The sequence below is a fragment of the Collinsella sp. AM28-11LB genome (assembly GCF_003469895.1).
Lineage (GTDB): Bacteria > Actinomycetota > Coriobacteriia > Coriobacteriales > Coriobacteriaceae > Collinsella.
Map to the genome: position 1 here is coordinate 82,791 of NZ_QSKJ01000008.1, position 13,223 is coordinate 96,013.

At 57.6% G+C, this 13,223-nt stretch carries 10 protein-coding genes and 1 tRNA gene; 5 read left to right on the forward strand and 6 right to left on the reverse strand.

All coding sequences use genetic code 11. The annotated features are described in order from the left end of the window. The first annotated feature begins 47 nt into the window (after nucleotides 1-47). Entirely contained in the window at nucleotides 48-983 is a 936-nt protein-coding gene (locus DW732_RS07085) for a hexose kinase (protein ID WP_117743268.1), read from the forward strand. 196 nt (nucleotides 984-1,179) lie between these two features. Then, nucleotides 1,180-1,653: a YhcH/YjgK/YiaL family protein gene (locus DW732_RS07090; RefSeq protein ID WP_117654927.1), complete on the forward strand. Its 474-nt coding sequence runs from the start codon at nucleotides 1,180-1,182 to the stop codon at nucleotides 1,651-1,653. 198 nt (nucleotides 1,654-1,851) lie between these two features. On the opposite strand, the gene DW732_RS07095 is transcribed toward DW732_RS07090, so the two are convergent. Then, nucleotides 1,852-1,927 (reverse strand) — tRNA-Thr (locus DW732_RS07095). Nucleotides 1,928-2,084: 157 nt separating this feature from the next. Here DW732_RS07095 and DW732_RS07100 point away from each other — a divergent pair. Further along, nucleotides 2,085-2,567, forward strand: coding sequence for a PTS sugar transporter subunit IIB (locus DW732_RS07100; protein WP_117876856.1), 483 nt, complete (start codon nucleotides 2,085-2,087; stop codon nucleotides 2,565-2,567). A gap of 191 nt (nucleotides 2,568-2,758) precedes the next feature. On the opposite strand, the gene DW732_RS07105 is transcribed toward DW732_RS07100, so the two are convergent. Next, complete coding sequence (locus DW732_RS07105; protein WP_118099151.1) at nucleotides 2,759-3,811, reverse strand: aldose epimerase family protein; 1,053 nt, start codon at nucleotides 3,809-3,811, stop codon at nucleotides 2,759-2,761. A 206-nt stretch (nucleotides 3,812-4,017) separates the two neighbouring features. Here DW732_RS07105 and DW732_RS07110 point away from each other — a divergent pair, with 206 nt between their 5' ends. Continuing rightward, a complete protein-coding gene (locus DW732_RS07110) occupies nucleotides 4,018-4,782 on the forward strand; it encodes a DeoR/GlpR family DNA-binding transcription regulator (RefSeq protein ID WP_233539394.1) in 765 nt (254 codons plus the stop codon). A gap of 107 nt (nucleotides 4,783-4,889) precedes the next feature. Here the strand turns inward: DW732_RS07110 and DW732_RS07115 are convergent, their stop codons facing one another. The 3 genes from DW732_RS07115 to DW732_RS07125 form a co-directional block, all read right to left on the reverse strand. Next, a complete protein-coding gene (locus tag DW732_RS07115; protein ID WP_117743264.1) occupies nucleotides 4,890-6,122 on the reverse strand; it encodes a Fic family protein in 1,233 nt (410 codons plus the stop codon). A gap of 366 nt (nucleotides 6,123-6,488) precedes the next feature. Beyond that, entirely contained in the window at nucleotides 6,489-7,910 is a 1,422-nt protein-coding gene (gene lacG / locus DW732_RS07120) for a 6-phospho-beta-galactosidase (RefSeq protein WP_199407118.1), read from the reverse strand. A gap of 75 nt (nucleotides 7,911-7,985) precedes the next feature. Continuing rightward, nucleotides 7,986-9,764, reverse strand: a complete 1,779-nt coding sequence (locus DW732_RS07125) for a PTS lactose transporter subunit IIBC (RefSeq protein WP_118099152.1) — start codon at nucleotides 9,762-9,764, stop codon at nucleotides 7,986-7,988. 285 nt (nucleotides 9,765-10,049) lie between these two features. On the opposite strand from DW732_RS07125, the gene DW732_RS07130 reads away from it, so the two are divergent. After that, the gene (locus DW732_RS07130) at nucleotides 10,050-11,051 is read left to right on the forward strand and encodes a LacI family DNA-binding transcriptional regulator (RefSeq protein WP_158567375.1); all 1,002 of its coding nucleotides are present in this window, start codon (nucleotides 10,050-10,052) and stop codon (nucleotides 11,049-11,051) included. A gap of 337 nt (nucleotides 11,052-11,388) precedes the next feature. Here DW732_RS07130 and DW732_RS07135 read toward each other — a convergent pair whose 3' ends face one another. Beyond that, a complete protein-coding gene (locus tag DW732_RS07135; RefSeq protein WP_118099154.1) occupies nucleotides 11,389-13,149 on the reverse strand; it encodes a PTS lactose transporter subunit IIBC in 1,761 nt (586 codons plus the stop codon). Nucleotides 13,150-13,223 lie beyond the last annotated feature (74 nt).

The window sequence follows — 13,223 nt, forward strand, 5'->3', positions numbered from 1 at the left end:
GACTCGTATCGCGAGGCACAAGGAGCCTGCGAGATAAGGAGCTAAAAATGATCCTCACCGTTACGATGAACCCGTCTGTCGATACGCGCTATCAGCTCGATGAGCTCGTTATCGACGACGTCAACCGTGTGACGCCCGAAAAGACCGCCGGCGGCAAGGGCCTCAACGTGGCCCGTGTGCTGGGTCAGCTGGGCGACGACGTTGTGGCAACCGGTCTGCTCGGCGGCCACATGGGCGCCTATATGGCGGAACTCATGGATGCCAACGGTATTAAGAATGATTTTGTGCCCATTAAGGGCGAGACTCGTATCTGCCTCAATATCCTTCATGCTGGCAACCAGACCGAGTTGCTCGAGAGCGGCCCGACGATAGTCCCCGAGGAGCTCGATGCCTTTACCGCCAAGTTCGCCGAGCTTGCGAGCAAGGCCGATGTCGTTACCATCTCGGGTTCGCTGCCCCGCGGCGTCGAGGCGGACTACTACGCCAAGATCACGGGCATTGCCGAGAACGCCGGCGCCAAGGTGCTGCTCGATACCTCGGGTGCTTCGCTTGAGGCTGCGCTCAAGTCCGAGGTCAAGCCTGAGCTGGTTAAGCCTAACCTGACCGAAATTAACGGCCTTCTGGGCACGAGCTTTACCACCGACGATGTGGACGAGCTTCGCGCCGCGCTCGCCTCTGATGCCCGCTTCTCCGATATCCCCTGGGTCGTCGTGTCCATGGGTGCCGCCGGTTCCGTGGGCTTCCATAACGGCCGCGCGTTCCGCGCCAAGACCCCCGATATCCCCGCCGTTAACGCTACGGGCTCTGGCGATTCTACCATTGCCGGCTTCGCGCACGCCATCGCAGCCGGCGCGGATGATGAGACGGTGCTGCGTACCGCCAATACCTGCGGCAAGCTCAATGCCATGGATCCTATGACTGGCCACTTGGTCATGGATCGTTGGGACGAGGTCTACAACGGCGTTGTCGTGACCGAGCTGTAGGAGCTTGTGCTGCGGCCCCGGCATCGCTTGCTAGCTCATGTCGACGGCAAGTGCAGTAGCATTATGCCGTGACGCGACGCCGACCCCGTCGTGTTCAATCCCGACCTTACCCTGGTCGAGACGTATGTGTGTGGCAACGGCGTCGGTAACGCATTTACCGAGTAGCTGCCAAAAAACGATCCGAGAGGGGATTTAGATGATTTACGGTGCATTGGGCGATATCGAGGAGTACCGCGGAATGCTCAAGGGCCTCGACGTGTTGATTGACTGGCTCGAGGAGAACGACCCGGCGCAGCTCGAGGTCGGCAGCCATCCGATTCTGGGCGATAAGGTCTTTGCGAACGTCATGGCTCCCACGACGCGTCCCGAGGCCGAGGCTCACTATGAGACGCATCAGCGCTATCACGACCTGCAGATCGACGTCGAGGGTCGCGAGGCCTTTAAGGTCGCCACGGGCAGCCTGACGCTGGTTCAGGAGTTTGACGAGAAGGACGACTACGATCTGGTCGATTCCGACGCTTCGATCGCCGGCGATCTTGCCGACGACAAGTTTGCGCTGTTCGTTGCCGGCGAGCCTCACATGCCCACGCTTGAGTTCCCGGGCGATGGCGCACAGCCGGTCAAGAAGATTTGCTTTAAGCTGCTTGCAGATGCTTACTGGGAAGAGTAGCGAGCTGCTCGTGAACTAGCGTGATTCCCCTTGGGGAGCGCGTTTGAGCCCCGTTAATCGCAGTTCCCTTGGGGATTGCGGTTGGCGGGGCTTTCTGTTTTTGAGCAGGAAGAGATCGACGTGGTGATGCTTGGGTTGGCGTATGCGCACTCAAAATCGGCAACAAAAAAGCCGCCCGAAGGCGGCTATCTTGTGCAATGGAGCCAGCGACCGGGCTCGAACCGGTGACCCCCGCTTTACGAGAGCGGTGCTCTACCAACTGAGCTACGCTGGCGGCCATGTGGTGACGCAACTGAGGCGTCAACGGCTGTCTATGATACGGGACATCGCAAATCCGCGCAAGTGTTCTGACGGCTTTTCTCACTTTAAATGCACTAATATTGGAAACGCGATGTCTTGCTCTTACGGGTCTCAAACAGAATGGGGCTGCCATGGCTCAACCCAGGATCCTTCTTACACGTATCGATGATCGGTTTATTTACGGGCAAGACGTTGAGCTGTGGAACGAGGCTGTGGGTTCCAACCTCGTCCTAATCGTCAACGACGAGATTGCGGCTGATTCGCGCAAGTGGGCGCCTATGAGGGTCGCGGCGCCCGAGGGTGTGTGGACGCGGTTTTTCTCGGTGCAAAGGACCATCGACATCATTCATACCGCAACGCCGCGCCAATGGATTCTGATTATGGTGGCCTCACCCGCCGATGCGCTCGCGCTGGTTAAGGGCGGTGTGCCGATCAGCAAGATCAGCATTGGTCATATGCAGGCAGGGGAGGGTAGACGCCCCGTGACGTCCGCAGTTGCCGTGGGCGAGGAGGACGTCGCTGCCTTCAAAGAGCTGCAAAAGGTCGGCATAGAGCTAGAAATTCGCTACCTCCCCAGCTCCGACCCCGACCCCATCGGCAATCTGTTCAACTAGTCAGTGGGGACACCCTTGGCACTTGGGGACGTTCCTTTTGTGCCGGCCTTTTAGGAACGTCCCCAAGTGCCGGCAGATTGGGACAGTCCTTCTCGTCTGGCAGTGAAGACTGTCTCCAATGACTAGGTAGCAAAACGCCCGTCGGCGGTGGTGCCGGCGGGCGTTGCTGTGCGATATGTTGCATTATGGGCTTAGTGCCTCATAAAGTGGTATTCGATCACATTGCTGTAGGGGTGACCCGGGCCCACAATGCCCTGCGGGAACAGCGGCTGGTGCGGCGTGTCGGGGTACATCTCTGCCTCGAGGGCAAAGCCGGCGCCCCAGCCATAGTTGGCATCGTCCTTGGCGTGCTCGTCGCCCAGCCAGTTGCCGGTGTAGAGCTGCACACCCGGGGCGGTGGTGTAGTAGTCCAGCTCGCGGCCGGTCCACATCTCCTCGACGTGCATCGCGCGGCGCAGGTTGCGACCGTACTGATAGCCATCGATACACAAGCAGTGGTCGTAGCCGCGTGCCTGCTTAATCTGCGGATCGTCGGCCTCCATGCCAGGCGCGACGGGGCGCAGCTCACGGAAGTCAAACGGCGTGCCCTCGACCGGAGCAATCTCGCCGGTGGGGATGTTCTGCTCGTTGATGGGCAGGTAGCGGGCAGCGTTAGCAACAAAGAAGTGCTCACAGTCCATACCGGCGTTGTGACCGGCAAGGTTAAAGTACGTGTGGTTGGTCATGGACACGTACGTGGCGCGGTCGCTCTCACAGCCATATTCGATACGGAAGCAGCCGGTGCGCGTCACGGTAAACACGGCCGTAAAGGTGCGGTTGCCGGGAAGGCCCAGCTCACCGTCCTCAAGCGAGGTGGTCATGCGTACGGCATTGTGGACCTCGTCGAGCTCAACGTCCCATACGCGCTTGTGCAGACCATGTTCAAGATCGCTGTGCAGGTTGTTGGTGCCCTCGTTGGCGGGCATATGCCAGTCCGTGCCGGCGATGGTGATCGTGGCACCTGCAGTGCGGTTGGCCACAGGTCCGATGGTCGCGCCAAAGCAGGCGGGGTTGTCAAAGTAATCCTCGAGCTTATCGAAGCCCAGCACCACATCGCGCACGTTGCCGGGGATGTCGGGCACGTCGATGCCCAACACGGTGGCACCATAGTCCATAATGCGAACGCAGATCTCGGGCCCGTTGAGGGTGTAACGATGAACGGGGGTACCGCACGGCGCGGTGCCGAAAAGCTCGGAAGTGATCATTTGGTTCCTAACATCGAGGTATTTCCGACAAACTGTAGCGCGAACAGGCGAGATTATCACTACACCCCACTAAAGCAGGGGGTATTTTTCTCAAAAAAGTGATGATTGGAGCTGCGCGGGCGTTCATTTGTGACGCGTACGAGTCTGATACAATTTGTTCGTTACTGTTTGAATGATATGCGCGCAAAGAACGGCGAGGATTCATCGTGATTAAGGCAGAGCGACAGGATAAGGTTCGTCAGCTGCTCGAAGAGCAGGGCACGGTCTCGGTTAAAGAGATTTCTGATACGTTAGGTGTCTCGGATATGACGATCCGCCGCGATCTCGAGGAGCTTGCGAGCCTGGGCGAGATCGAGCGCGTGCACGGTGGAGCCCGCAGTGCGCAGGGCCGTCCACATGCTATGTTGCGCCATGAGTATTCGCACAGCGAAAAGCGCACCAAGCATGCCGAGGAAAAGTTGCAGATCGCGCGCCGCGCCGTGAAGCTCATCGAGGAGGGCTCGACCATCTTTTTGGGTACGGGCACCACGGTTGAGCAGATGGCCTCGATGCTGCCGGCATTTCGTCTGCGCATCGTGACCAATTCGCTTTCGGTGTTTAACCTGCTCGAGGCGCGCGAGGACTGCGACCTGTGCCTAGTGGGCGGCATGTACCGTCGCCGTACCGCCGCTTTTGTGGGACCAACGGCCGAGGATACCCTGCGTGCGCTGGGTATCGACGCGGCGTTTATCGGCGCCAACGGCATTCTGGATGGCGACGTGTCTACGTCTAATATGGATGAGGGTCGTATCCAGCAGCTCGCCTTTAGCAAGGCCGACTCGCGCTATCTGATCGCCGACTCCAGTAAGATCGGCAAGCGCGACTTCTACACCTTCTGCCGTCTGGACAGCCTGGACGCCGTGGTGTGCGAGCCGGGCATCGCCGCCGAGGATCGCGCCGCCATCGAGGAACTCACGCAGGTCATTTGCTAGCTAGCGCTGCAAGCGATACATCTGCCCCCTGCCGGCGCGGGGGTACCGCTTTACAATGACGCGTAAATAACTTTGGGCAACAAGGATGAGGCTATTCTGGGATATGACTAGACTCCGTATTTCGTCTTTATGTCCCTTGAGAATGAATCGTAGTCTTCATAGAGCCCCTCTCTGCTTTCATCCTCGGCGTGGTTTACACGTTCAAGGAGCTTATCCTTTGGAGCCTCTTTTGTTATTGCGGCCTCGCTATCGGGTAATGTGGATTGCAAGAATAGTTCTAGAGCATGGACGTCTTTGAGTATGTAGCCCGTCGAACGACCCGCTCCTGTTTTTTCGATTGCGCTGCAACTAACAAGCTGACCGAGGGTTCGTTTAACGGTAACCTCGCTGATATCGGGGCAGTTGGATCGGATGTCGGATTTCTTAATGACACCGGGTCTCTGTTGAAATAGAACGGCGATGCGCGCTTGCTTCGACATGGGACGAGTGCTTGATTCAATTAAGGTACGCTGCTCGAGCTGTCGGTAGGCGGCCAGGGTTGTTCCGAGCATGAAACGGATAAAGGGTGCTTCGGTGTTTTGATTTTCATTCCATCCAGCGGAGCTTGCAGCGAGGGCGTTGTAGTAGAGCGCCTTGTTGTCTTCAATAAGTCGTTCGATGCTGATGTAACGCGCAACGTCGTATCCAGTCTTTTCGAGTAGCAGCGTTGTAAGGAGCCGGCTCATCCTGCCATTGCCATCGTTGAAGGGATGAATGCTGACAAAATCGAAGATGAAGCGGAATGATATAAGGAGGGGGTCGCAAACTTGACGAGATAAGGCGTCGTTGAGGGACCGACAGGCTTCTTCGATAAGTCCGGGGGTTGCTAGGGCCGAAGGCGGCCTAAAGCGCACAAATCGATTGCCTTGATCGTCGATGGAGATGATTTCGTTATCGCTATCTTTCCAATGGCCCCCATACGAGATTGCTGTGTGTACCATGAGGTCACGATGCAACTGCAGAATGACCGATGGCGTTACGGGAATGGAATCGTGTTGCTCGTGAATAAGCGACAGCACATCTCGGTATCCAGCGATTTCTTCCTCTGCGCGGGAGCTTGGCTTGGCGGAATACGCCATGATCGCTTTGAGTCTTTTTTGGGTGGTAACAATTCCTTCAAGTCCGTTGGAGGATTGGGTGCTTTGGATCTTAGCTTCCTCCATAAGGGACGATAGAAGTTCGGGTTTGACTTGACTCAGAGCAAGCTGTCGGCCTTTATGCTCGCGTATCGAGAGGAGGAGGTTGGTGATTGGAGTTGCTTCGAGTTCCGCTGGGACTGTGGTGTAATCGAACTGGCGCATGCGGCTCCTTTCGGTATCACGAACACACTTTCGATATCATAATATCATTAAATGATACCGAAAGTATGTTCGTGATACCGAAAACTAGAAACCATGCTTCATAACTGCTTGGAAAGTTTGGATTTGACTATCTTATTGTCTTGATCTGTAACATCTAGACGGTCAAAAGTGGTCTACATGTTACAGATCGAGATTGTTCGGCCCGGGCCACCCGTTCGTCTAAATCTGTAACAGCTAGGGCCGAAATACTCGACTAGATGTTACAGATCGAGACGAATGATCCGCTCGGGCCCACCAAAACAAAAAAGCCGCATGCGAACCCATGGAGGGATTCGTATGCGGCCGACAGGGGGTATGCGGCAAAAGTTAGGCCATGAGCAGGCCGGTCTCCGCGACGTTCTTGTACCAGTACGCGCTTGCCTTGGGATAGCGCTTCTGGGTCTCAAAGTCGATGTAGAACAGGCCGTAACGCTTGTTATAGCCGTTGGTCCAGGAGAACTGGTCCTGCAGCGACCACACGAAGTAACCGTCGACGTTCACGCCGCCGTCGATTGCCTTGAGGATCCATGCGAGATGCTGGCGCATATAGTCGATGCGAGGGGCGTCGTCGATAAAGCCATCCTCGAAGTCGTCCTTATAGCCCATGCCGTTCTCGGTGATGTAGATCTTCTTGTAGTTGGGGTAATCGTTCTTAATACGCAGCAGCAGGTCGTAGAGGCCCTCGGGATAGATGATCCAGTCCCAATCGGTGGTGGGTACGCCTTCGCGCACGCATGACTCGCCCACGCCCTTGAGGAACCAGCGCGAGGAGCCCTTGTCACCGGTGCCATTGTGGTTGATGTCATTTTCGCCCTCGGCGGCACGCAGGAACTGGCACTTGTAGGTGTTGACGCCCAGGCAATCGTTGTAGGGGAGCGCGGCGGTCAGCGCGGCGATGTCCTCGTCGCGGACGTCGAGCTCGCCGCCGGCGATATGGGACAGCTTGGTCGCAGCCTCCATCGTGTCGGCGGCATAGTGGCCGCGGAAGGTGGCGTCGAGTACCCAGCGGTTGTTGATGACGTCGGCCATGCGAGCTGCCTCGCAGTCGGCGGCGTTGTTGGGGTCGAGGGGATACTTGGGCTCCAGGTTCTGGACAATGCCGATCTCGCCCTCAAAGCCACCCTCATGGAAGGCGACGACGGCCTTGGCGTGGGCCACCATCATGTTGTGCATGAGCTGGAAGGCCTTGTCCAGGCGATACTTCTCGCCGTGCGGCCAGTTGCCGACGATAAAGCTGCCCTCGGCGGTCGCGGGAATCTCGTTAAAGGTAAACCAGTGCTTGACCTCGGTGAACTCGGCAAAGCAGAACTTGGCGTACTCGACAAAGGCGTCGATCGTCGTGCGCGTCAGGAAGCCCTCGCCGCCGTTCTGGTAAAAGGCCTCGGGCGTATCAAAGTGATCGAGCGTGACATAGGGGATAACGCCGGCTTTATTGCAGGTGGCAAAGAGCTCGTGATAGAAGGCAACACCCTCGGGGTTAATCTCACCAGTGCCGCTGGGGAAGATACGGCTCCAAGCGATGGAGACACGAATGCCGTTGATGCCGAAGCGCTGGCACAGGTCGATATCGACCGGGTACTTGTTGTAGAAATCGCTTGCGGGGTCGGGGGAGAAACGGCCCTGAGCAGCCAGGAAATCGTCCCAGGGCACTTTGCCCTTGCCGTGTGTACGGGTCTCGCCCTCAACCTGGTAAGCAGCGGTGGCGCCGCCAAACACAAAGCCGTCGGGGAACTGCATGGGGTTGGTCATGAGTCATCCTTTCTGTGGGATACGAATAGGGAGAGGTGCCCGAACCGGGAATCCGGGCACCAACAGAGGGAGGAACTAGTCGAGGTTCTCGCGGAGCCACTTGATGGCGCCAGCGGGGTCGCGAGTAAGGTCGATATATTCCTTACCGCGGGGAGCGAGCAGCTTAATGCCCAGGCGATCGGTGTCGGCCTTCATGTCGTTGTAGTAGCTACGAACCTGCGGGGCGAGCACGATGACGTCGTACTGATCCATGATGGCAGTGTGCTGACCATAGGCGCCTGCGGAGGAAGCGATGTTCTCTCCGGTCTGCGCGGCACCTTCCTTGATGGCGTTGGCGAGCATGGCAGAGGTGCCGGCGCCGGCGCACAGGACGAGGACCTTCAGGCCATCGACATCCTTCTTGGCGGATGCATCGGCAGCGGGCTCGGGCTGATCGGCGACAGGCTTGCTGTCGGCGGCAGCGGCGGTCGGCTCGACGGCAGCGGCGGTCTGCTCGATGGCGGGCGCAGAGGTGCTGGCGGCGATGGAAGCGGCACCATCGGACTCGAGACCCAGCTCGGCGGCGCGCTCGGCCTCCTGGTCGCAGAGCAGCTTATCGTATGCCTTCAAGAACGGCAGGTAGATGATGGCGTCCAGCAAGATGATAATCGCGACAAATACCAGGGCGATAAGCTGGAAGTTCGTGGTGATGAAGATGCCGATGGGGGCGGGGGTAGCCCAAGGCACCACGAAGGAGAAGCCGTTCATGCCCACGTTATCGATAAAGAACTTGGCAACACTCACGTTGACGCAACCGGCGGCAACAAAGGGGATGAGCATGTAGGGGTTAAGGATCATCGGCGCGCCAAAGAGCAGCGGCTCGTTGACGGCGAAGGCAACAGGAACAATCGAGGCCTTACCGACGGCTTTGAGCTGCTTGGACTTCATAAAGAGAATCAGCAGAAGCGGCACGATGAACGTGGCGCCGGTGCCGCCGAACTCACCCACGAGCGACATGTTAAAGGTGAGGGAGTGGGCGGGGTGACCGCCTGCCAGCAGAACCTGCAGGTTCTCGGCCTGGTTGGCAAGACGGATGGGGTCGATGCCCGGCTGGACGATCGAGGGGCCGTGGACGCCGATGAACCAGAAGAACGCGGTGGCTGCCTGGATAAGGATAAGGCCAGGATAGGTTTCTGCGGCGGTAAAGAGCGGGGAGAGCAGTTTGATAAGCAGCTCGGAGAACGGAACGCCCATGAGGTTGCGCACGACGACATCGATGATGCCGCAGATGATGACGGCGCCGCCAAAGGGGATGATGTCGCGGAAGTTCTGAGCGATGGCCCCCGGGACCTCCTTGGGTAGCTTAATAGTCAAATCGCGCGAGACACAGAATTTGTAGACCCACACGGTAATGAACGCGGCGATATAGGCCGAGAACAGACCGCGCGTGCCCATGCTGGTGCAATCGAAGACCGAAAGTTCGGAGCCGTTGAACTTGGTGGTGAACTGCGTGACTGCGAGCAGCAGCATGCTGCACTGGGCGGCCACCATGGTGGAACCGTCGTTGAGCACTTTGCCGGCGGGCATACGACGGTTCATGGAAGCCGTAAAGTTCTTGGCAGTGGTGCCGGCGACCATGATGCCCATAACGCCCATGGTGAAGTTGTACAGCTTGTTGCACCAGTCGATGAGCGGTTGGGGCAGCGTGATGCCAACTACGCCAGGAAGGGTGGCGATCAACAGAAAGATCGAAGAGGTGAGGACGATGGGCATGCACCCAAGGAATCCGTCCTTAATGGCCTGGAGATAGATGTTCCTCGAGATCTTCTCAAAGAACGGTTGATGCTTTTCGAGCATCTTTACGATGGCGTCCATAGAGCTCCTTTGCTACTTGATGCGCGATGCATGTGGATGGAACTGGTCGTCGATGGATGGTCAGGACTGCCCGGAAACCTTCCTGCTTAAGGAAGGCATTGCGAAATGACAACGTTGTCATTTCGTTAATGACAACGTAAGACATTTTTGGAAGAGCAACAAGGATATACGGGTGAGCGGTCGATATTGTCCGGTAAACGGTTGATTTGTCAGTCGAGCAGGTAGTGTATGCTAGAACACAAAAAAACAAGCGATAGAGAACCGAGTGGAGAAGCAGTGGCAACGATGGACAAGAAAAATGTCTCAATGAATGATGTGGCAGTTGCCGCAGGCGTTTCTCTCAAGACGGTTTCGCGTGTGATCAACGAGCCCGATAGCGTGCGAGAGTCGACACGCGATAAGGTTCATTCGGCCATGGAGGTGCTCGGGTTTCGAACCAACTTTGCCGCGCGTTCGCTCAAGTTAGGCCGTTACGGGTGCATCGGCGTCGTGCTGTTTCACTTGTCGGGCGGTGCCGTGGACATGATTGACGGTATCGCCGATGCCGCCGAAGAACGCGGCTTTGCGCTCACGATGATCAAAAAGCGGGCAGGGGAGAAGATGACCCTTGCCGATGCGGCGCGTAGGATGTCGCAGCTTCCCGTCGACGGCATGATTTTCAACCTGCGCCAGATGGTCGATGACTTTGATACCTTTGAGGCACCGAAAGACCTCAAGACGGTGATTATCACACCGATGGAGCATCCTACCTGCTCCACCGTCAGTGACGATCAAGAAGGCGGCGCGCGCATGGCGTGCGAGTACTTCTTGAATCACGGGCACAAGAACGTGTACTTCGTCTCTGGTAAGAAAGAGTCGCTGTCGAGCCAGTGTCGTATGAAAGGTTGGCGTGCGGCACTCGAGGCACGTGGCATTGAGCCGCCCGAGCCCCTGCAAGGCGATTGGAATGCGGATAGTGGCTATGCCGCGGGCCTTGTGCTTGCCGATAAACCCGATTGCACGGCGGTCCTCGCCGCTAACGACTGCATGGCAAACGGCGTGATGATGGCCCTACGTGACAAAGGGCTCAGCGTGCCCGACGACGTGTCCGTGATCGGCTTCGACGATGAGCTCTACAAGACGATTCCCAACTCGATTCTGACGTCGGTGAAGTTTCGCCACCGCGAGCTGGGCATCCGTGCGCTTAACGAGGTCGTCGCAGGTCTGGAAGCCCCGAGCTCCAGAAGCCGTACGCTCGTCTCGGGCGTGTTGGTCGAGCGTTCCAGCGTAAAGGACTTGCGGGCGTAGACGTGCTCGGCCTATTCCGTTTGTCTCAATCTGTAACAGCTAGGACCCAAAAACTCGGCTAGATGTTACGGATCGAGATTTTTGGCCCGGCTTATTTCGTTTGTCTCGATCTGTAACAACTAGACGGTCAAAAGTGGTCTACATGTTACAGATTGAGATTTTCGGCTTGGCCTGTGCGTTCATCTCGATCTGTAACAGATAGGACCGAAAAACTCGGCTAGATGTTACAGATTGAGATGAACAGGAGGACGGGTGCGGTCTAAACAAAATGGCCCGCGCATCACACATCGATGCACGGGCCATTTATTGTCTGCAAGCGGCAGGTGGTGTCAGCGTCTTATGCCTCGAGGTTTTCCTCGATCCAGGCGACGGCGCCCTTGGGATCCTTAGTGAGGTCGATGTACTGTTTGCCCTTGGGCGACAGCAGCGTGATGCCCAGGCGGTCGGTGTCGGCCTTCATCTCGTTGTAATAGGTGCGAACCTGCGGAGCCAGGACGATGACGTTGTACTGGTCCATGATGGCGTAGTGGCTGCCGTAGGCACCGGCGTTGGCGGTAATGCCGATGCCCAGCTCGTCGGCGCCTTCCTTAAGCGCGTTGGCGAGCAGTGCAGAGGTGCCGGCGCCAGCGCACAGAACCAGAACCCTCAGATCCTTGCCCTTAAGGGCGGACGGAGCTGCGGAGGCCTCGGTGGCAGAAGCGGTCTCGACAACAGGAGCCTCAACGGCGGGGGCGGCAGCGGTCTTGACTGCCTTGGTCTCCTCGGCCTCTTCTTCGGCCAGGGTCTCGGCCTCCTGCTTGCACAGGACGTTGTCGTAGGCCTTGCAGAACGGGTAGTAGATCAAGAAGTCAACGACCAGCAGGACGACAACCAGGACCAGAGAGATCGGCTGGAAGTTGGTGTCGATGAAGGTGCCGATCGGTCCGGGGAGTGCCCACGGCATGGCATAGATAAAGCCGTTCATGCCCAAAAAGTCGATGAAGAACTTACCAATGAGGACGTTGGCCACGGGGGCAAACAGGAACGGGATCAGGAAGTACGGGTTGAGGATGATGGGCGCGGCGAACAGCAGCGGCTCGTTGACGGCGAACATCACGGGCACGACAGAGGCTTTGCCGACGGCCTTGAGCTGCTTGGAGCGCATAAAGAGCAGGAAGATGATCGGGACAATGAACGTGGCGCCGGTGCCGCCGAGTTCGCCGATGTAGTTACCGAAGTTTTCGGTCAGGGCGAGGGCGGGGTGACCGCCGGCCTGCAGCGTGGCGAGGTTGGTGGTGATGTTGCCAAACAGCGCGGCGTTGAGGGCAGGCTTAACGACCGAGGGGCCGTGGATGCCCATGAACCAGAACAGCGGGATCATGAACCAGATGAGGGCGAGGCCGGCGTAGGAATCGGCAGCGGCGAACAGCGGGCTCACCAGCGTGGAGATGACGTTGGCAAACGGGACGGCCAAGCAGGTGCGGCAGATAACGTCGATGACAGCGACAAACAGGATGGAGAAGCTGAAGGCGAAGATGTCGCGGAAGTTCTGGGCGATGGCGCCGGGGACTTCTTTGGGCAGCTTGATGGTGATGTCTCGCTTAATGCAGAAGGCATAGATGTTGACCGTGGCAAATGCGGCGACAAAGGAGCTCAGCAGGCCCTTGGTGCCCATGTTGTCGGTAAAGAACACCGAGACATCGGCGCCGTCGATCTTGGCACTCGTCTGGGTAACGGCCAAGATGAGCATAGCGCACATGGCGGCGACCATGGTGCTCGTGGCGTTGATGGCCTTGCCGGCAGGCATGCGGCGGTTCTTGGAGCCGGTCAGCGCGCTTGCGGTGGTGCCGGCGACCATGATGCCCACGACGCCCATCGTGAAGTTGTAAACCTTGTTGCAGAAGTTCACGACGTCGACGTTCCACCAGTCGGGCAGCGTAAAGCCGCCGACCGTGGCGACAACGCCCGGCAGGGTCGAAATAAGCAGGAAGACAGAAGAAGACAGGATGATGGGCATTGCTGCCAAAAAGCCGTCTTTAATGGCCTGAAGGTAGATGTTCTTAGAGACCTTGTCGAAGTACGGCTGACCTTTCTCCAAGAACTTAACGATCGATTCCATAGTTCACGCTCCTCTTTGCATGAAATCTTAATGGCATGGACGTTGAAAACCTATATGGTCTCCCGCTTGCTAAA